Annotated in this window: 11 protein-coding genes, 2 tRNA genes, 3 rRNA genes and 1 other annotated feature; of the genes, 1 reads left to right on the top strand and 15 read right to left on the bottom strand. The window is 57.2% G+C overall.

Annotated features, from left to right (window positions below):
• Window positions 1-7: 7 nt before the first annotated feature.
• The 12 genes from rimI to QAO71_RS02335 form a co-directional block, all read right to left on the bottom strand.
• Window positions 8-460: a ribosomal protein S18-alanine N-acetyltransferase gene (gene rimI, locus QAO71_RS02390; RefSeq protein WP_036992971.1), complete on the bottom strand. Its 453-nt coding sequence runs from the start codon at window positions 458-460 to the stop codon at window positions 8-10.
• Window positions 457-1,230 carry a hypothetical protein gene (locus tag QAO71_RS02385; protein WP_036992972.1) on the bottom strand — a complete coding sequence of 258 codons (774 nt, stop codon included), beginning with the start codon at window positions 1,228-1,230 and terminating at the stop codon, window positions 457-459. The genes rimI and QAO71_RS02385 overlap by 4 nt, the downstream gene beginning before the upstream one ends.
• Entirely contained in the window at window positions 1,230-2,774 is a 1,545-nt protein-coding gene (locus QAO71_RS02380) for a 2-isopropylmalate synthase (RefSeq protein WP_036992973.1), read from the bottom strand. The genes QAO71_RS02385 and QAO71_RS02380 overlap by 1 nt, the downstream gene beginning before the upstream one ends.
• Window positions 2,775-2,978: 204 nt before the next feature.
• Window positions 2,979-3,094, bottom strand: a 5S ribosomal RNA gene (gene rrf / locus QAO71_RS02375).
• Window positions 3,095-3,246: 152 nt separating this feature from the next.
• Window positions 3,247-5,832 (bottom strand) — a sequence feature (most likely nonfunctional fraction of RNA operon).
• 152 nt (window positions 5,833-5,984) lie between these two features.
• Window positions 5,985-8,875, bottom strand: a 23S ribosomal RNA gene (locus QAO71_RS02370).
• A gap of 275 nt (window positions 8,876-9,150) precedes the next feature.
• Window positions 9,151-9,226: transfer RNA gene (locus tag QAO71_RS02365), tRNA-Ala, on the bottom strand.
• A 24-nt stretch (window positions 9,227-9,250) separates the two neighbouring features.
• Window positions 9,251-9,327 (bottom strand) — tRNA-Ile (locus tag QAO71_RS02360).
• Between the two features lie 108 nt (window positions 9,328-9,435).
• Window positions 9,436-10,972, bottom strand: a 16S ribosomal RNA gene (locus QAO71_RS02355).
• The 16S and 23S rRNA genes sit together here with 2 tRNA genes alongside, the layout of an rRNA operon.
• A gap of 513 nt (window positions 10,973-11,485) precedes the next feature.
• The gene (gene pssA, locus QAO71_RS02350) at window positions 11,486-12,337 is read right to left on the bottom strand and encodes a CDP-diacylglycerol--serine O-phosphatidyltransferase (protein WP_036993067.1); all 852 of its coding nucleotides are present in this window, start codon (window positions 12,335-12,337) and stop codon (window positions 11,486-11,488) included.
• Between the two features lie 122 nt (window positions 12,338-12,459).
• Window positions 12,460-13,476, bottom strand: coding sequence for a ketol-acid reductoisomerase (gene ilvC / locus QAO71_RS02345; protein ID WP_036993068.1), 1,017 nt, complete (start codon window positions 13,474-13,476; stop codon window positions 12,460-12,462).
• Window positions 13,477-13,523: 47 nt separating this feature from the next.
• Window positions 13,524-14,015, bottom strand: coding sequence for an acetolactate synthase small subunit (gene ilvN, locus QAO71_RS02340; RefSeq protein WP_036993070.1), 492 nt, complete (start codon window positions 14,013-14,015; stop codon window positions 13,524-13,526).
• Window position 14,016: 1 nt separating this feature from the next.
• Window positions 14,017-15,741, bottom strand: a complete 1,725-nt coding sequence (locus QAO71_RS02335) for an acetolactate synthase 3 large subunit (protein WP_280165142.1) — start codon at window positions 15,739-15,741, stop codon at window positions 14,017-14,019.
• 435 nt (window positions 15,742-16,176) lie between these two features.
• On the opposite strand from QAO71_RS02335, the gene QAO71_RS02330 reads away from it, so the two are divergent.
• On the top strand, window positions 16,177-16,620 hold the full coding sequence (locus QAO71_RS02330) for a DUF4124 domain-containing protein (RefSeq protein ID WP_280165141.1): 444 nt from the start codon (window positions 16,177-16,179) through the stop codon (window positions 16,618-16,620).
• Here QAO71_RS02330 and QAO71_RS02325 read toward each other — a convergent pair.
• From QAO71_RS02325 to mrcB, 3 genes are read right to left on the bottom strand one after another with little or no spacing between them, the layout of a single operon-like run.
• Window positions 16,611-16,946, bottom strand: coding sequence for a YqcC family protein (locus QAO71_RS02325; protein ID WP_036993073.1), 336 nt, complete (start codon window positions 16,944-16,946; stop codon window positions 16,611-16,613). The genes QAO71_RS02330 and QAO71_RS02325 overlap by 10 nt on opposite strands.
• Window positions 16,946-17,590: a tetratricopeptide repeat protein gene (locus QAO71_RS02320; protein WP_036993075.1), complete on the bottom strand. Its 645-nt coding sequence runs from the start codon at window positions 17,588-17,590 to the stop codon at window positions 16,946-16,948. The genes QAO71_RS02325 and QAO71_RS02320 overlap by 1 nt, the downstream gene beginning before the upstream one ends.
• Before the next feature lie 17 nt (window positions 17,591-17,607).
• Window positions 17,608-19,932, bottom strand: coding sequence for a penicillin-binding protein 1B (mrcB, locus tag QAO71_RS02315; RefSeq protein WP_036993077.1), 2,325 nt, complete (start codon window positions 19,930-19,932; stop codon window positions 17,608-17,610).
• Window positions 19,933-19,946 lie beyond the last annotated feature (14 nt).

The raw sequence follows: 19,946 nt of genomic DNA, 5'->3' as shown, positions 1-19,946 counted from the left end.
CGCTGACTCAGTCGATTAGTGAATAGGCCATAACCAGAGCATCCTCGCGCCCCCCTACAGCAGGATAGTAGTCCCGGCGCCGCCCGATTTCATTAAATCCGAAGCGTTCGTACAGATATATGGCCGGGTGATTGGATTCTCTGACTTCCAGAAAGGCGGTTTCTGCCCCCCGCTCCTTGCCCCTTTGCATCAGATGCGCAAGCAGCTTGCCGCCTAGCCCATTGGACTGGTTTGCCGGCTTGACCGTCAGATTCAGTAAGTGGGATTCGTCCCCTGCTGCCGACAACACACCGTGACCGACCTGCTGGTCACCGAGAAACATCAGCCAACATTCGTGACCGGAAGTCACGCAATCGAGAAATATGCCTCGGGTCCAGGGATGACTGAAGGCCGCGAACTCAATAGCGAGCACAGCCTCTACGTCCGCCTCGGTCATCGGGCGAAATACCGGTTCTATCATTCTTCACTCTGCCAACGGGACATGACACGCTTGAGCTGTTGCCACAGCTGCGCCTTGCTTGCGGAATCCTGCATCAGGGTATCCAGGTCGGGGGCGAACCAGGCCGGAGGCAATTGCTCCAGCGCCTCCTCCCGGTCATGAGGGAGGGTCTCCTCATCCAGCTCCGGGCCTATCAACAAACGAGGATGGGTACCAAAACAGCCAATGGAGACCACCGGCTCACTTTCCAATCGCCCCTGCATAAAGGCCTGCAACGCCAGGCTGGCGGCCTTGGCGCTGCGGTCGAATTGCGGGTTTCTATTCAATGGCCAGTGGAAGTCGGCATACAGGTGCGGCATCTGCGGCAGGCGCACCGCGCGTAAAATATCCTGGAGCAGGCGCAAACCTGGTGAGGCGCTTTCCAGTCCCGGCTCGGGGACCTCAATCAACAATGCGCAGGGACCGGCCATCCACAGCTGCAGATAGAACGGCGCGAGCGGAACTGCTGGGGGCTGAGGCTCGGCAACCGGCTGGGTGACGGACGCAGCAGGCTCTGGGTCCGGCTTACTCGGACGCACAATGATCTTCGCCCGGGCCGGTCCCGCCCCGCTGGATGAGCTGATACTGACCACCGGAGCAGCGGTCTCGACTGCCGCTGCCGGCAGGGAGTCTTCTACCGGCTCAGGCAACTCCGGTGGAACGCGAAAGGCTGCATGGGGTAACGCCTGACGAGGCACCCAGCCGACCACCCCCATGGCCGCCAGATAATCAAGACGCGTCGATTCCTGCATCAGATGCCTTCCACTTGTGGATGCGCCTTGAGTGCTCCCGAGTGCATCAGGTTCAACGCATTGATATAGGCCTTGGCCGAGGCAATGACGATATCGGTGTCGGCGCCATTACCGTTGACAATGCGTCCGGCTTTTTCCAGGCGGACAGTCACCTCTCCCTGGGAGTCAGTGCCCTCGGTGATCGCATTGACCGAATAGAGCTGCAAGTTGGCGCCGGAGTTGGCGATCTGCTCCACCGCACGGAAGGCGGCGTCCACCGGACCGGAGCCAGACGCGGTCGCCTGTTGCTCCACGCCATCAACCTCCAGCGTGAGCGTCGCCATAGGCGTTTCACCGGTGCGCGAGCGGACATCCAGAAACACCAGCCGCATCCGCTCCACCATATCGGTCACGGTATCGGACACCAGTGCCTGCAGATCCTCGTCAAATATCTCGTGCTTCTTGTCGGCCAGTTCCTTGAAGCGCGCAAAGGCGGCGTTCAGCTCATCCTGATCGCTCAGCTCGATACCCAGCTCCTGCAGGCGGGTACGGAACGCATTACGGCCAGACAGCTTGCCCAGCGACAGTTTGTTGGCATGCCAGCCGACCGACTGAGCACTCATGATCTCGTAGGTCTCGCGGTGCTTGAGCACGCCGTCCTGGTGGATACCAGACTCATGGGCAAAGGCGTTCGCGCCGACAATCGCCTTGTTCGGCTGCACCGGAAAACCCGTGATGCTGGACACCAGCCGCGAGGTACTGAGGATATGCTCGGTAACGATACCCGTGTGGACGCCAAGGACATCCTGCCGGGTCTTGATCGCCATGACGATTTCTTCCAGCGAGGCGTTACCAGCACGCTCACCCAGGCCGTTGATGGTGCACTCTACCTGCCGCGCTCCGGCAGTTACCGCAGCCAGCGAATTCGCTACCGCAAGCCCGAGGTCGTTGTGGCAATGTACCGAGAAGATGGCCTTGTCCGCATTGGGTACCCGCTCGATGACCTGGCGGATGGTCTCGGCAAACTGATGCGGGATCGCATAACCCACGGTGTCGGGGATATTGATGGTACGCGCGCCGGCGTCGATTGCCTGCTCGATGATGCGACAGAGAAAATCGATCTCGGAGCGTCCACCATCCTCACAGGAAAACTCCACATCAGCACAGAGGTTACGCGCGCGCTTGATGGCGCGCACCGCCTGCTCGATGACCTGATCCGGGTGCAGGCGCAGCTTGTGCTCCATATGGATAGGGCTGGTGGCGATGAAGGTGTGAATGCGACCGGAATTGGCATTGACCAGCGCCTCGGCCGCCCGATCGATATCCGCATCTACCGCACGAGCCAGGCTACAGATGGTGCTGTCCTGGATGGTATCGGCAATGCCTTTCACCGCTTCGAAATCACCCGGGCTGGCGATTGCAAAGCCAGCCTCGATGACATCTACGCGCAGCTTTTCCAGCGCCTTGGCGATACGCAGTTTCTCTTCCCGGGTCATGGACGCACCAGGACTCTGCTCCCCGTCACGCAGGGTGGTGTCGAAAATGATGACGCGATCCTGACTCATCTGCCTATCTCCTCGGTAACACAAGCCGTAACGGAGAAGTATACCGCATGCCTGCCGGGCATTTGTGTGTGTCGGCCAGCCCATCGCGGCCAGGGCCGCTCCCATCACCAGGGCCGAACTCGTAGCACAAGGCACAAGGTGCGCAGACAGGTGGCGATTCAGGCATAAAAAAACCCCGCCAGCTGGCGGGGTTTCTTATTTGAAGCTTGACGATGACCTACTCTCACATGGGGAGTCCCCACACTACCATCGGCGATGCATCGTTTCACTGCTGAGTTCGGAATGGGATCAGGTGGTTCCAATGCTCTATGGTCGTCAAGCAATTCGGTTGTCGCGTGGGTGTTGAGTCCACACAACGAAAGGGTGGGAAAAGTGATAGTCATTTAACAAGGAGGTTACTGTAATCTCGTGCCGTTCCAGCTTGTCGTTCAATCAATGTGTCAGGCCATGGCCCAAATTGTTTGGGCGTTATATGGTCAAGCCACACGGGCAATTAGTACTGGTTAGCTCAACGCCTCACAACGCTTACACACCCAGCCTATCAACGTCGTAGTCTTCGACGGCCCTTCAGGGGGATCAAGTCCCCGGTGAGATCTCATCTTGAGGCAAGTTTCCCGCTTAGATGCTTTCAGCGGTTATCTTTTCCGAACGTAGCTACCCGGCAATGCCACTGGCGTGACAACCGGAACACCAGAGGTTCGTCCACTCCGGTCCTCTCGTACTAGGAGCAGCCCCTCTCAAATCTCAAACGTCCACGGCAGATAGGGACCGAACTGTCTCACGACGTTCTAAACCCAGCTCGCGTACCACTTTAAATGGCGAACAGCCATACCCTTGGGACCGGCTTCAGCCCCAGGATGTGATGAGCCGACATCGAGGTGCCAAACACCGCCGTCGATATGAACTCTTGGGCGGTATCAGCCTGTTATCCCCGGAGTACCTTTTATCCGTTGAGCGATGGCCCTTCCATACAGAACCACCGGATCACTAAGACCTACTTTCGTACCTGCTCGACGTGTTGGTCTCGCAGTCAAGCGCGCTTTTGCCTTTATACTCTACGCACGATTTCCGACCGTGCTGAGCGCACCTTCGTACTCCTCCGTTACTCTTTAGGAGGAGACCGCCCCAGTCAAACTACCCACCATACACTGTCCTCGATCCGGATAACGGACCAGAGTTAGAACCTCAAAGTTGCCAGGGTGGTATTTCAAGGTTGGCTCCACGCGAACTGGCGTCCACGCTTCACAGCCTCCCACCTATCCTACACAAGCAAATTCAAAGTCCAGTGCAAAGCTATAGTAAAGGTTCACGGGGTCTTTCCGTCTAGCCGCGGATACACTGCATCTTCACAGCGATTTCAATTTCACTGAGTCTCGGGTGGAGACAGCGCCGCCATCATTACGCCATTCGTGCAGGTCGGAACTTACCCGACAAGGAATTTCGCTACCTTAGGACCGTTATAGTTACGGCCGCCGTTTACCGGGGCTTCGATCAAGAGCTTCGCCGAAGCTAACCCCATCAATTAACCTTCCGGCACCGGGCAGGCGTCACACCCTATACGTCCACTTTCGTGTTTGCAGAGTGCTATGTTTTTAATAAACAGTTGCAGCGGCCTGGTATCTTCGACCAGCCAGAGCTTACGGAGCAAGTCCTTCACCCTAGCCGGCGCACCTTCTCCCGAAGTTACGGTGCCATTTTGCCTAGTTCCTTCACCCGAGTTCTCTCAAGCGCCTTGGTATTCTCTACCTGACCACCTGTGTCGGTTTGGGGTACGATTTCTAGTTACCTGAAGCTTAGAGGCTTTTCCTGGAAGCATGGCATCAACCACTTCGTGTTCTAAAAGAACACTCGTCATCAGTTCTCGGCCTTGAGATCCCGGATTTACCTGAGATCTCAGCCTACCACCTTAAACACGGACAACCAACGCCGTGCTGGCCTAGCCTTCTCCGTCCCCCCATCGCAGTAACCAGAAGTACGGGAATATTAACCCGTTTCCCATCGACTACACCTTTCGGTCTCGCCTTAGGGGTCGACTCACCCTGCGTCGATTAACGTTGCGCAGGAACCCTTGGTCTTCCGGCGTGGGAGTTTTTCACTCCCATTGTCGTTACTCATGTCAGCATTCGCACTTCTGATACCTCCAGCCAACTTCTCAATTGACCTTCACAGGCTTACAGAACGCTCCTCTACCGCACATCCTAAGATGCACCCGTAGCTTCGGTGTATGGTTTGAGCCCCGTTACATCTTCCGCGCAGGCCGACTCGACTAGTGAGCTATTACGCTTTCTTTAAAGGATGGCTGCTTCTAAGCCAACCTCCTAGCTGTCTAAGCCTTCCCACATCGTTTCCCACTTAACCATAACTTTGGGACCTTAGCTGACGGTCTGGGTTGTTTCCCTTTTCACGACGGACGTTAGCACCCGCCGTGTGTCTCCCGTGCTCTGCACTCACTGGTATTCGGAGTTTGCATGGGGTTGGTAAGTCGGGATGACCCCCTAGCCCAAACAGTGCTCTACCCCCAGTGGTGATACACGAGGCGCTACCTAAATAGCTTTCGAGGAGAACCAGCTATCTCCGAGCTTGATTAGCCTTTCACTCCTATCCACAAGTCATCCGCTAACTTTTCAACGGTAGTCGGTTCGGTCCTCCAGTGCCTGTTACGGCACCTTCAACCTGCCCATGGATAGATCGCCCGGTTTCGGGTCTATACCCAGCGACTAAACGCCCTATTAAGACTCGGTTTCCCTACGCCTCCCCTAGACGGTTAAGCTCGCCACTGAATATAAGTCGCTGACCCATTATACAAAAGGTACGCAGTCACTCGCGGCCAGGGCCGCTCCCATCACCAGGGCCGAACTCGTAGCACAAGGCACAAGGTGCGCAGACAGGTGGCGATTCAGGCATAAAAAAACCCCGCCAGCTGGCGGGGTTTCTTATTTGAAGCTTGACGATGACCTACTCTCACATGGGGAGTCCCCACACTACCATCGGCGATGCATCGTTTCACTGCTGAGTTCGGAATGGGATCAGGTGGTTCCAATGCTCTATGGTCGTCAAGCAATTCGGTTGTCGCGTGGGTGTTGAGTCCACACAACGAAAGGGTGGGAAAAGTGATAGTCATTTAACAAGGAGGTTACTGTAATCTCGTGCCGTTCCAGCTTGTCGTTCAATCAATGTGTCAGGCCATGGCCCAAATTGTTTGGGCGTTATATGGTCAAGCCACACGGGCAATTAGTACTGGTTAGCTCAACGCCTCACAACGCTTACACACCCAGCCTATCAACGTCGTAGTCTTCGACGGCCCTTCAGGGGGATCAAGTCCCCGGTGAGATCTCATCTTGAGGCAAGTTTCCCGCTTAGATGCTTTCAGCGGTTATCTTTTCCGAACGTAGCTACCCGGCAATGCCACTGGCGTGACAACCGGAACACCAGAGGTTCGTCCACTCCGGTCCTCTCGTACTAGGAGCAGCCCCTCTCAAATCTCAAACGTCCACGGCAGATAGGGACCGAACTGTCTCACGACGTTCTAAACCCAGCTCGCGTACCACTTTAAATGGCGAACAGCCATACCCTTGGGACCGGCTTCAGCCCCAGGATGTGATGAGCCGACATCGAGGTGCCAAACACCGCCGTCGATATGAACTCTTGGGCGGTATCAGCCTGTTATCCCCGGAGTACCTTTTATCCGTTGAGCGATGGCCCTTCCATACAGAACCACCGGATCACTAAGACCTACTTTCGTACCTGCTCGACGTGTTGGTCTCGCAGTCAAGCGCGCTTTTGCCTTTATACTCTACGCACGATTTCCGACCGTGCTGAGCGCACCTTCGTACTCCTCCGTTACTCTTTAGGAGGAGACCGCCCCAGTCAAACTACCCACCATACACTGTCCTCGATCCGGATAACGGACCAGAGTTAGAACCTCAAAGTTGCCAGGGTGGTATTTCAAGGTTGGCTCCACGCGAACTGGCGTCCACGCTTCACAGCCTCCCACCTATCCTACACAAGCAAATTCAAAGTCCAGTGCAAAGCTATAGTAAAGGTTCACGGGGTCTTTCCGTCTAGCCGCGGATACACTGCATCTTCACAGCGATTTCAATTTCACTGAGTCTCGGGTGGAGACAGCGCCGCCATCATTACGCCATTCGTGCAGGTCGGAACTTACCCGACAAGGAATTTCGCTACCTTAGGACCGTTATAGTTACGGCCGCCGTTTACCGGGGCTTCGATCAAGAGCTTCGCCGAAGCTAACCCCATCAATTAACCTTCCGGCACCGGGCAGGCGTCACACCCTATACGTCCACTTTCGTGTTTGCAGAGTGCTATGTTTTTAATAAACAGTTGCAGCGGCCTGGTATCTTCGACCAGCCAGAGCTTACGGAGCAAGTCCTTCACCCTAGCCGGCGCACCTTCTCCCGAAGTTACGGTGCCATTTTGCCTAGTTCCTTCACCCGAGTTCTCTCAAGCGCCTTGGTATTCTCTACCTGACCACCTGTGTCGGTTTGGGGTACGATTTCTAGTTACCTGAAGCTTAGAGGCTTTTCCTGGAAGCATGGCATCAACCACTTCGTGTTCTAAAAGAACACTCGTCATCAGTTCTCGGCCTTGAGATCCCGGATTTACCTGAGATCTCAGCCTACCACCTTAAACACGGACAACCAACGCCGTGCTGGCCTAGCCTTCTCCGTCCCCCCATCGCAGTAACCAGAAGTACGGGAATATTAACCCGTTTCCCATCGACTACACCTTTCGGTCTCGCCTTAGGGGTCGACTCACCCTGCGTCGATTAACGTTGCGCAGGAACCCTTGGTCTTCCGGCGTGGGAGTTTTTCACTCCCATTGTCGTTACTCATGTCAGCATTCGCACTTCTGATACCTCCAGCCAACTTCTCAATTGACCTTCACAGGCTTACAGAACGCTCCTCTACCGCACATCCTAAGATGCACCCGTAGCTTCGGTGTATGGTTTGAGCCCCGTTACATCTTCCGCGCAGGCCGACTCGACTAGTGAGCTATTACGCTTTCTTTAAAGGATGGCTGCTTCTAAGCCAACCTCCTAGCTGTCTAAGCCTTCCCACATCGTTTCCCACTTAACCATAACTTTGGGACCTTAGCTGACGGTCTGGGTTGTTTCCCTTTTCACGACGGACGTTAGCACCCGCCGTGTGTCTCCCGTGCTCTGCACTCACTGGTATTCGGAGTTTGCATGGGGTTGGTAAGTCGGGATGACCCCCTAGCCCAAACAGTGCTCTACCCCCAGTGGTGATACACGAGGCGCTACCTAAATAGCTTTCGAGGAGAACCAGCTATCTCCGAGCTTGATTAGCCTTTCACTCCTATCCACAAGTCATCCGCTAACTTTTCAACGGTAGTCGGTTCGGTCCTCCAGTGCCTGTTACGGCACCTTCAACCTGCCCATGGATAGATCGCCCGGTTTCGGGTCTATACCCAGCGACTAAACGCCCTATTAAGACTCGGTTTCCCTACGCCTCCCCTAGACGGTTAAGCTCGCCACTGAATATAAGTCGCTGACCCATTATACAAAAGGTACGCAGTCACGGAACAAGTCCGCTCCCACTGCTTGTACGCATACGGTTTCAGGATCTATTTCACTCCCCTCACAGGGGTTCTTTTCGCCTTTCCCTCACGGTACTGGTTCACTATCGGTCAGTCAGGAGTATTTAGCCTTGGAGGATGGTCCCCCCATGTTCAGTCAACGTTTCACGTGCGCCGACCTACTCGATTTCACGGCAAAGAGTCTTTCGTGTACGGGGCTATCACCCACTATGGCCGCCTTTTCCACAGCGTTCCACTAGACTCAATACCGCTTAAGGGCTGCTCCCCGTTCGCTCGCCACTACTTGGGGAATCTCGGTTGATTTCTTTTCCTCCGGGTACTTAGATGTTTCAGTTCCCCGGGTTCGCCTCACACACCTATGTATTCAGTGTGTGATACCCAACTTATGTTGGGTGGGTTTCCCCATTCAGAGATCTCCGGATCAAAGGTCGTTTGCCACCTCCCCGAAGCTTTTCGCAGGCTACCACGTCTTTCATCGCCTCTGACTGCCAAGGCATCCACCGTATGCGCTTATTCACTTGACCATATAACCCCAAACAATCTGCTTGCGCCGATTGCTCAAAGCCTATGTCTTGACATGATTTCACGACAATCCGGAACTTGCACTTGAGATTACAAGTTACCTTAGCCATAACGTGTGCAGTGAAACACCCGTTATGTCTTGTCTTACTTCTATCACTTTTCCACATTGTTAAAGAGCGACTGATCAAAGATCAGACATCAATCATCCCGTCATAAACCTGCGGGATCATTCATGTATGAACTCTTATCGAGTACCGGCGATGGCATGCTGCTGACCTGGTGGAGCCAAGCGGGATCGAACCGCTGACCTCCTGCGTGCAAGGCAGGCGCTCTCCCAGCTGAGCTATGGCCCCGTTCAGACCTGACACCTCGACAATTGGTGGGTCTGGGCAGATTCGAACTGCCGACCTCACCCTTATCAGGGGTGCGCTCTAACCAACTGAGCTACAGACCCAATTATCTCGGCCTGCTACCTGTTGCGTTAAAGCTACAGACCTAATCGCCTTTCTTTCGGAATCAAGTAATTCGTGTGAGTGCTTGAAAAAGCGCGTGATCTTTCGATTAAGGAGGTGATCCAGCCGCAGGTTCCCCTACGGCTACCTTGTTACGACTTCACCCCAGTCATGAATCACACCGTGGTAACCGTCCTCCCGAAGGTTAGACTAGCTACTTCTGGTGCAACCCACTCCCATGGTGTGACGGGCGGTGTGTACAAGGCCCGGGAACGTATTCACCGTGGCATTCTGATCCACGATTACTAGCGATTCCGACTTCATGGAGTCGAGTTGCAGACTCCAATCCGGACTACGAGAGACTTTATGGGATTAGCTCCACCTCGCGGCTTGGCAACCCTTTGTATCCCCCATTGTAGCACGTGTGTAGCCCTGGCCGTAAGGGCCATGATGACTTGACGTCATCCCCACCTTCCTCCGGTTTGTCACCGGCAGTCTCCTTAGAGTGCCCACCATAACGTGCTGGTAACTAAGGACAAGGGTTGCGCTCGTTACGGGACTTAACCCAACATCTCACGACACGAGCTGACGACAGCCATGCAGCACCTGTGTCAGAGTTCCCGAAGGCACCAATCCATCTCTGGAAAGTTCTCTGCATGTCAAGGCCAGGTAAGGTTCTTCGCGTTGCTTCGAATTAAACCACATGCTCCACCGCTTGTGCGGGCCCCCGTCAATTCATTTGAGTTTTAATCTTGCGACCGTACTCCCCAGGCGGTCAACTTAGTGCGTTAGCTGCGCCACTAAGAACTCAAGGTTCCCAACGGCTAGTTGACATCGTTTACGGCGTGGACTACCAGGGTATCTAATCCTGTTTGCTCCCCACGCTTTCGCACCTCAGTGTCAGTATCAGTCCAGGTAGTCGCCTTCGCCACTGGTGTTCCTTCCTATATCTACGCATTTCACCGCTACACAGGAAATTCCACTACCCTCTACCGTACTCTAGCCCAGCAGTTATGGATGCAGTTCCCAGGTTGAGCCCGGGGATTTCACACCCATCTTACTGAACCACCTACGCGCGCTTTACGCCCAGTAATTCCGATTAACGCTTGCACCCTCTGTATTACCGCGGCTGCTGGCACAGAGTTAGCCGGTGCTTATTCTGTCGGTAACGTCAAAACTTCAGGGTATTAGCCTAAAGCCCTTCCTCCCAACTTAAAGTGCTTTACAATCCGAAGACCTTCTTCACACACGCGGCATGGCTGGATCAGGGTTGCCCCCATTGTCCAATATTCCCCACTGCTGCCTCCCGTAGGAGTCTGGACCGTGTCTCAGTTCCAGTGTGACTGATCATCCTCTCAGACCAGTTACGGATCGTCGCCTTGGTGAGCCATTACCTCACCAACAAGCTAATCCGACCTGGGCTCATCTGATAGCGCAAGGTCCGAAGATCCCCTGCTTTCTCCCGTAGGACGTACGCGGTATTAGCGCCCGTTTCCGGACGTTATCCCCCACTATCAGGCAGATTCCCAGGTGTTACTCACCCGTCCGCCGCTAAATCCGGGAGCAAGCTCCCTTCTTCCGCTCGACTTGCATGTGTTAGGCCTGCCGCCAGCGTTCAATCTGAGCCATGATCAAACTCTTCAGTTAAAAACTGCATGGGTTTTGAGAAAACCCTAAACTTGGCTCAGCTTACTAAACTCATGAATTCACGAGTTACTTGTAGGCTGATAATCTTGCGATCATCACGACATCCACAAGCACCCACACGAATTACTTGATTCCAATTTGTTAAAGAGCGATTCGGTCCGCGTTTCCGCTTAACCAAGGCCGCGCATTCTACGCCAACCTCATGATCTGTCAAGCTTTTTTTGTGAGGCTTTGCAGCGCTGCACCGCTTGACACATCGGCCTGGAACGCTGCTGCTGTTCCGGGCCAGGGAGGCGCATTCTACAGGAGTCATACCCCGTGTCAACGCCTTCCTGAAAATCCTTTCTCACCCTGAAAAAGCGATGCTGCCAGCCTCTTCAGTGAGCGGCGTATTCTACGCCGTTTCGCTTGTCTGTCAACCCTCAAGTTATCGCTAACTTATTGATTGGCCTGGGCTTTTGGAAAAGCTCAGCGACTTGCGAGGGGCGCATTATAGGCCCCTCAGCGATGCCGTCAAGAGGGTTTATCAACTTTCTCGGATTCAGTTGCCGAGGCTTCCCGACGCCGCCAGCGCCAGACGGCCTGAATGGGGCCGGAAACGCTGTAGGCAATGAAGATGAACCACAAGATTCGCGACGGGTCGGTAGAGATAATGGCAAATACCAGGACTACCAGCAGGATGACGAAGAACGGCACTCGGCCGCGCATGTCGAGATCCTTGAAGCTGTAGTAACGTACATTACTCACCATCAGCAAACCGCCAAGCGCAGTCAGCACGCCCACCAGGAACGAGATATCGCCGCCATCAATACCGAAGTCGTTGAGCGCCCACACCATCCCGGCCACCAGACCCGCAGCCGACGGACTGGCCAGACCGGTGAAGTAGCGTTTGTCCTCCGAGCCGATATGGGTATTGAAGCGCGCCAGACGCAATGCCGCACCCGCCACATAGATGAATGCGAAAACCCAGCCGACCTTGCCCATATCGTCCAGCGCCCAGGTGAAAGCAACCAGCGCTGGCGCGACGCCGAAGGCGACCATGTCCGACAGGGAGTCATATTCAGCCCCGAACGCACTCTGGGTATTGGTCAGGCGGGCCACCCGGCCGTCCAGCCCGTCCAGCACCATGGCCACGAAGATGGCAATGGCGGCGTGGGAGAAATTGCCATTCATGGCACTGACGATGGCGTAAAAGCCGGAAAACAGGGCTGCTGTCGTAAACAGATTGGGCAATAGGTAGATACCGCGATGGCGCACCTTCTTGCCGTCCGGTCCTGGCATTTCCTCGATATGCTCATCAATCGGCAACAGGGTATGCGGGCTGTCGCCATCGAAATGTGGATCGTGCTGCTGCTCGTCTTTCATATGCTTACCTTGACACTTTGCCGGACTGCACAGTGTGGCAACTTGATCGCCAAATAACCAGTCCCGGCCAGGCCCGCCCATAAAAAAACGCGGCCTTGGCCGCGTTTTTCAAAGAACTGAAATCAGTTCTTGCTCTTATCAACGATCTTGTTGGCAGAGATCCACGGCATCATGCCGCGCAGCTGCTCACCAACCTGCTCGATGGGATGCGCCGCGTTGTTGCGACGGGCAGCTGTCATCGACGGGTAGTTGTGCGCGCCTTCAGCGATGAACATCTTCGCGTACTCACCGGACTGGATGCGCTTCAGAGCGTTGCGCATGGCAGCGCGGGACTCATCGTTGATGACTTCAGGACCAGTCACGTACTCACCGTACTCCGCGTTGTTGGAGATGGAGTAGTTCATGTTGGCGATACCGCCTTCGTACATGAGGTCAACGATCAGCTTCAGTTCGTGCAGGCACTCGAAGTAAGCCATTTCCGGCGCGTAACCCGCTTCGGTCAGCACCTCGAAGCCAGCCTTGACCAGCTCAACCGCGCCACCGCACAGAACTGCCTGCTCACCGAACAGGTCGGTTTCGGTCTCGTCCTTGAAGGTGGTTTCGATGATACCGGTACGACCACCGCCCACGCCGCTGGCGTAGGACAGCGCGACGTTCTTGGCGTTGCCGGAAGCGTCCTGGAAGATCGCGATCAGGTCAGGGATACCGCCACCCTTGACGAACTCGGAGCGTACGGTGTGACCCGGCGCCTTGGGAGCAACCATGATCACGTCCAGATCCTTGCGCGGCACGACCTGGTTGTAGTGAACGGCAAAACCGTGGGCGAAGGCCAGGGTGGCGCCCTGCTTCAGGTTCGGCTCGATCTCGTCACGGTACAGCTGGGATTGGAACTCGTCGGGGGTCAGGATCATGACCACGTCGGCAGCAGCGACGGCAGCCGGTACGTCGGTGACTTTCAGACCATGGGCCTCGGCCTTGGCAATCGAGGACGAACCCGGGCGCAGGCCCACAGTTACGTCAACGCCGGAATCCTGGAGGTTGCAGGCGTGGGCATGGCCCTGCGAGCCGTAACCGATGATGGCAACCTTCTTGCCTTGGATGATGCTCAGGTCGCAATCTTTGTCATAAAAAACGTGCATGTAAATCCCCTTTCTATGCGGGTCCCGCCGGACCACTGCTCAATTGTTTAAATGCTCAGAACCTTTTCACCGCGCGCAATGCCGGACACTCCGGTGCGCACGACTTCCAGTACTGTCGCCGGGCCAACCGCTTCGATAAAACTATCCAGCTTATCAGACGTACCTGCCAGCTGAACGGTATACACACTACTGGTCACATCGACAATCTGGCCGCGGAAAATATCGGTGGTGCGCTTGATTTCGGCGCGCTGAGCACCGGTGGCCTTGATCTTGACCAGCATCAGCTCACGCTCGATATGCGCCCCTTCGGACAGATTGACCAGCTTCACCACCTCAATCAGCTTGTTGAGGTTCTTGGTGATCTGCTCGATGACATCTTCCTGACCGATGGTGGTCAGCGTCAGACGCGACAACGTCGGGTCTTCCGTCGCCGCCACGGTCAGCGTCTCGATATTGTAGTTGCGCTGGGAAAACAGACCGACCACGCGAGACAGTGCACCGGGCTCGTTTTCCAGCAGTACGGAAATGATGTGTCTCATGTCAGGTACGCTCCGTCTTGCTCAACCACATGTCACGCATGGATCCGCCTGCAATCTGCATCGGATAGACGTGCTCGGCATTGTCCACGCGGATATCCATGAATACCAGCCGCTTGGTCTGGGCGAATGCTTCTTCCATCGCCGGCTTGAGATCATCCAGCTTATCAACCCGGATACCGACGTGGCCGTAGGACTCCGTCAGCTTGATGAAGTCAGGCAGCGACTCCATATAGGAATGCGAGTAGCGGCTGTTGTACTGCATGTCCTGCCACTGACGCACCATGCCCAACGCCTGGTTGTTCAGGGTGATGATCTTGACCGGCAGGTCGTACTGCAGGCAGGTCGACAGCTCCTGAATGTTCATCTGGATACTGCCTTCGCCAGTGACGCAGGCAACCGTGGCATCAGGGTGATGCAGCTGCACACCCATGGCCGCCGGCAAGCCGAAGCCCATGGTGCCCAGGCCACCGGAGTTGATCCAGCGATTAGGCTTGTTGAACGGATAATACTGGGCCGCGAACATCTGGTGCTGACCCACATCGGAAGTCACGTAGGCATCGCCCTTGGTGACATCCCACATGGTCTCGATGACCGTCTGCGGCTTGATGATGGAACCGTCACCCATGTCGTAGGGGAACAGCTTGCCGTCACCACGCCATTCATCGACCTGCTTCCACCAGGCGGCCAGCACATCGGCATTCGGGCGCAGCTTGTGCTCGCGGGAGATGGCCAGCATCTCGGTCAGCACGCTGTCGACCGGACCAACGATCGGAATGTCCGCCTTGATGGTCTTGGAAATGGACGCCGGGTCAATATCGATATGAATGATCTTGGCGTTCGGACAGAACTTGGTGGCGCCGTTGATGACCCGGTCATCAAAGCGGGCACCAATACACATCACCACGTCGGCATGGTGCATGGCGACGTTGGCCACGTAGCTGCCATGCATACCGAGCATGCCCAGACACTGACGATCACTGCCTGGGAAGCCACCCAACCCCATCAAGGTATTGGTGACCGGCACGCCCAGTTCCTTGCCCAGGTCGGTCAATTGCTTGGCCGCACCGCCCATGATCACGCCGCCACCGGCATAGATGATCGGGCGACGGGCCTCAACCATCAGTTCCAGCGCCTTGCGGATCTGTCCGGAATGACCGCGGACCGCCGGATTGTAGGAACGCAGCTTGACCTTCTTCGGGTAGCTGTATTCGAACTTCTCGGCCGGGTTGGTCATGTCTTTGGGAATATCGATGACCACCGGACCGGGACGGCCAGTCTGGGCCAGATAAAAGGCCTTCTTGACGATCTCCGGAATCTCGCGCGGGTCCTTGACGATGAAGCTGTGCTTCACGATCGGCCGGGAAATACCGACCATGTCGGTTTCCTGGAACGCGTCAGTGCCGACCATGTGGCTGGCCACCTGACCGGAAATGACCACCATCGGAATGGAGTCCATGTAGGCGGTGGCAATACCGGTGATGGTATTGGTTGCGCCGGGACCCGAGGTCACCAGCACCACGCCGGGCTTGCCGGTGGCGCGCGCGTAACCGTCAGCCATGTGCGCGGCGGCCTGCTCATGGCGCACCAGCACATGCGTTACATCATCCTGGCGGAAGATCGCGTCATATACATGCAACAGGGCACCGCCGGGGTACCCATAGATAAATTTCACACCCTCGTCACGCAAGGAGCGGACGACCATCTCAGCGCCGGATAAAAGTTCCACTTTTGAATCACCTCTAGCATGCCGTTCACCCCAGGCGAGCGGCAGGATACCTGTTTTACTGCTCGGCAGTGCATTGGCAACGGTGGTTGTCATGCAACAGCTTGACTGCGTGCAATGGAGACACATCCCTGCAGGTAGCCGGACGGTCTCACCCAGCGCGAGGTAGCGCGTGCGGGGCCAGGCCAGGAGCATGCGGGATTCCGCCTCCCGGATTGAGCAACAAAGCGTGCCGCCCCGAATGCCGAGTAGGCTCCGATAACAGCGCGCTTATGAGAACCCCGAATTGTTTACACTCAGCGGCGACAAGTCAAGCCAAGTTGTACAAAAGTCTGACTCGCCCGCATCTTCACAGATGGGCTGTATCGCCCGCCCGGTGATTGGCTATAGTAGCCAGGCCGCTGACCGGTGGATGCACATAACAAGGATGACAATGACATGCAGAGATTATTGACGGCCCTGACACTGGGATTGCTGGCCACCAGCACCATGGCCCAGCAGATGTATCAATGGCAGGATGAACGCGGAGTGATGCAGTACGGCCAGTTGCCGCCGACCGGCAGTAATTACCAGCAGATCAGGATACAACCCTCGCCACCACCAGGCGGCCAGCTGCGCGCGCCCGCGCCATTGCCCCTGAAAGCCGATACCAGCGCCGCGGATGCGACAGCCGAACAGCGCCGGCAAGAACGCGCCCGCGCTGAACAACGTACTGCCGCCTGCGAGAAGGTACGCAGCAATCTCGAGACCCTGCTCAACAATCCGCGTCTGCGCCGGACCAATGAGGCCGGCGAAGTAGAGCGAATCGGTGAAGATGAGCGCCAGCAGCTGATCAGCCAGGCGCAGGAAGACCTGCAGGAAAACTGCAGCCGTCAGCCCTGAGCGGCAAGCTCAACGGCCAACTGATCGATGCGCCCCAGGGTCGCCCGCAAACCGTGACCGCGACGGCCGAGCGGAGCGAAAGCTTCTTCACCCATCGGCAGGATGTTGCATCCCGCCGGCATGGGTCCGTTGTTCTCGATAATGCTCAGCATGCGGGGAATGAAGATCCACTGCAGCCACATCTCGAAATCCAGCGTATCGACACAGAAGGGCTGCTGACTGGATAGCGCAGCAGCCGAAGGTGCCTGCGCCGACCACCGGCTCAGTGCGCGCAGCTCCTGCTCGAGTTCCAGCAAGGCGTCCGCCAACGCATGCCATTGATGCATCACAGCGCCACCTTGGCCCGCTCACGCGCCTGGGCTGCACCCGCACTGTTACCCTGACGCTCACGCGCATCGGCCACCAGCCCCCACAGGCTGGCTTGCAACGCGGGGCGCCCCGAAGCATAAGACAAACCGCGCTGGGCCAATTGCTCGGCCTGCGCCGCATCACCCTGCTCCAGACGCACCTGGGCGAGGCGGAAAAGCACCTGGGGCTCGCGCGGAGCGATGCGCAGTGCCCGCTCCAGGCTGGCGGAGGCGCTGCTCAGGTCACCACCGCTTTCCTGTTGCCGGGCCGAGGTCAACAGCGCCAGCACCGGACCGGCCAGTTGCTCGTCCTCCTGCAGCCCCCCGCTCGATGCGGGAGTCTGCGTGGACGGCTGACTGCTTATCGGCGCACTGTCCAGCGGATAAGATTCGACCGCGCTGGAGCCACCCTCACCGTCTGGCACCAATACCACCACACCGCCATCCGTTTGCTGCGGCTGCGTTTGCTGCTGCGTTGGCGCCGGCATGCCGGCGCCGCTCTGCATATCCTCATTGGACACCGGCCGCCCCGAGTCCACCACCGGAATGGAGCCTCCCGAACCGGCACAGCCTGCCAATACCATGATGCAACCAGCCAGCAGTCCAATTCGCTTACTATCCATTGCCTTGCTCCTCATGTTCATTGCAGCCATCCACGGATGACATCCATCACTCGACCAGCCCCCTCTTTCACTGGCGCGGTGTCAATCAGCGGCCGGCAGCCAGGGCCCGGCAGCGGCTCGTAGCCGGCGCGGAAGGGCATCTGTACCGTATCCGGGCAGCTTGGGTCACTGCCCTCGCCCGTCAAGCGGTTGACCCAGGCATAACCGATATCACCCGGTGGCACCTCGGACAGACTGTTCGGATGCGCCTCGGCCATGAAGGCGCTCCATATCTGCAGCGCCCCCGTGGCGCCGGTAAGACGCGTCTGGCCGTTATCATCACGGCCCAGCCAGGCCACTGCCAGCAGATCATCCGAGAAGCCGGCGAACCAGCTATCGCGCAGATCGTTGGTTGTACCCGTCTTGCCCGCCAACCGGATGTCGGACGGTATCTGATTATAGGCCGAGCGCCCGGTTCCTTCCGCCATGACCCGCGACATTCCTTCCTGCATGAGGAAAATAGTTGCCGAGTCGAAGCGCTGCTGCACCTTGAACGGGTAGCGGCTGAGCTGCTCACCCTCGGCGGTCAACACGTTGCGAATCGCCCGCAGCGGCGTATTGAAGCCACCGCTGGCCAGGGTCTGGTACATGTCAGTGACCTGCAGCGGCGTCATCGCCCCCGAGCCCAGCAGCATGGCCGGGTACGCTGGCCAGTTATGCTGCACGCCCATGCGTTCAACGGTCTGCAGCACCTTGTCGACGCCAACGTCGACACCGAGACGCACCGTGGCCTGGTTGTAGGAACGCGACAGGGCCTCATGCAGGGGCACCAGTCCATGGCTTACACGGCTGTAGTTCTGCGGCGACCAGGTTTTGCCCTGCTCCGCTGGCAAGGTAATGGGCGAGTCGTCCACCGGGGTAATTAGCGAATAGCGCTGCGGCTGCTCCAGCGCGGTGAGGAATACCGCCGGCTTGATCAGCGAGCCAATTTGCCGTGACGCATCCAACGCCCGGTTGAAACCGGAGAAACGCGGATTGCGGCCACCGACCAGCGCCAATACCTCACCGGTCTGCGCGCCGGTGACCACCATGGCGGCCTCCATTTCCTTGCCGGCGCGATCACCCAGCCGCTTGAAGGCCGTTTCCACCGCCTGTTCCGCCTTGAGCTGCAGCAACGGATCGAAGCTGGTGAAGATGCGCAGCCCCTCGCTGGTCAGATCCTCATCCTGATAGTCTGCACGCAACTGGCGCTTGATCAGGTCCATGAAGGCCGGGTAGCTGGTATCCGCCATGGTTCCCCGTACCGTGACATCCAGTGGCTTGGCGATGTTCAGACCCGCCTGCTCCTCGGTGATCACGCCCTGCTCTTCCAGCATCTGGATGACCAGATCACGGCGCTTCTTGGCCCGCTCCGGCTGGCGCCGCGGGTTGAAGAGCGACGGCCCCTTGACCATGCCGACCAGCAGTGCCACCTGGTGCAATTCCAGTTCGTGCAACGGCTGGGCAAAGTAGTACTGACTCGCCAGGCCGAAGCCGTGCACCGCGCGCCGGCCATCCTGACCGAGGAACACCTCGTTCAGATAAGCTTCAAGAATCGCTTCTTTGGAGTAATGCAGCTCGAGCAGCACCGCCATGATCGCCTCGGTGCCCTTGCGAATCAGACTGCGGTCGCTGTTCAGGTAGAAGTTCTTTACCAACTGCTGGGTCAATGTGCTGCCGCCCTGCACCACACCACCGGCGCTGACGTTGACATAGGCTGCCCGGGCAATGCCCTTTGGCGAAACACCGAAATGCTGGAAGAACTCCCGATCCTCGACCGCCACCAGCGCCTCCACCAGATAGGGCGGCGCCTGGTCCAGGCGAATGAGAATACGGTCTTCGTTGTGCGCAGGGTAGATGCCGCCGATCATCAGCGGCTCGATCCGGGCCATCACCACCTCGCCATTGCCCGACAATCCCGTGACCTGCTGACCGCTGAAACGGACGCTGATGCGCTGTGCCGGCTCCGACCCTTCAAAGGACTGGAAACCGCGGGTATATACATCCACCCGGCTGCCGGCCACGGACATCTGCCCCGGTTGCTTGACCGCCGATACCGAGCGATAGCCCAACGCCGACAGCTCGGTCACGAAATCATCGCGACTGAGCTTCTGCCCGGCATACAGCTCCAGCGGCCGGGCAAAGACCTTGGCCGGGACCGCCCAGCGCTTGCCGGAGAATTTCTCCTGCACCACGGCGTCCAGATAAACGGCCAACCCGGCAAACAGTACCAGTCCGACTATCGCCAACTTCCACAGCAGGCCCGACCAGCGTTTCCAGAAGCCAACCTTGCGCACAGCTCGTTTACTGCGTTTTCTACCCATAATTCCCTGATCAC

Source organism: Halopseudomonas sp. SMJS2 (assembly GCF_029866945.1).
GTDB classification, from domain to species: domain Bacteria; phylum Pseudomonadota; class Gammaproteobacteria; order Pseudomonadales; family Pseudomonadaceae; genus Halopseudomonas; species Halopseudomonas bauzanensis.
Note: the sequence above shows the minus strand (reverse complement) of the source record. Positions and strands in the feature narration are given on the sequence as shown.

Bases quoted from the DNA above. Each gene is read 5' to 3' on its own strand.
- QAO71_RS02330 (WP_280165141.1), top strand. From the start codon at position 16,177: ATGCAGAGATTATTGACGGCCCTGACACTGGGATTGCTGGCCACCAGC.
- QAO71_RS02385 (WP_036992972.1), bottom strand. From the start codon at position 1,230: ATGCAGGAATCGACGCGTCTTGATTATCTGGCGGCCATGGGGGTGGTC.
- ilvN (WP_036993070.1), bottom strand. From the start codon at position 14,015: ATGAGACACATCATTTCCGTACTGCTGGAAAACGAGCCCGGTGCACTG.
- mrcB (WP_036993077.1), bottom strand. From the start codon at position 19,932: ATGGGTAGAAAACGCAGTAAACGAGCTGTGCGCAAGGTTGGCTTCTGG.
- QAO71_RS02380 (WP_036992973.1), bottom strand. From the start codon at position 2,774: ATGAGTCAGGATCGCGTCATCATTTTCGACACCACCCTGCGTGACGGG.
- QAO71_RS02320 (WP_036993075.1), bottom strand. From the start codon at position 17,590: ATGGATAGTAAGCGAATTGGACTGCTGGCTGGTTGCATCATGGTATTG.
- ilvC (WP_036993068.1), bottom strand. From the start codon at position 13,476: ATGCACGTTTTTTATGACAAAGATTGCGACCTGAGCATCATCCAAGGC.
- QAO71_RS02325 (WP_036993073.1), bottom strand. From the start codon at position 16,946: ATGCATCAATGGCATGCGTTGGCGGACGCCTTGCTGGAACTCGAGCAG.
- rimI (WP_036992971.1), bottom strand. From the start codon at position 460: ATGATAGAACCGGTATTTCGCCCGATGACCGAGGCGGACGTAGAGGCT.
- pssA (WP_036993067.1), bottom strand. From the start codon at position 12,337: ATGAAAGACGAGCAGCAGCACGATCCACATTTCGATGGCGACAGCCCG.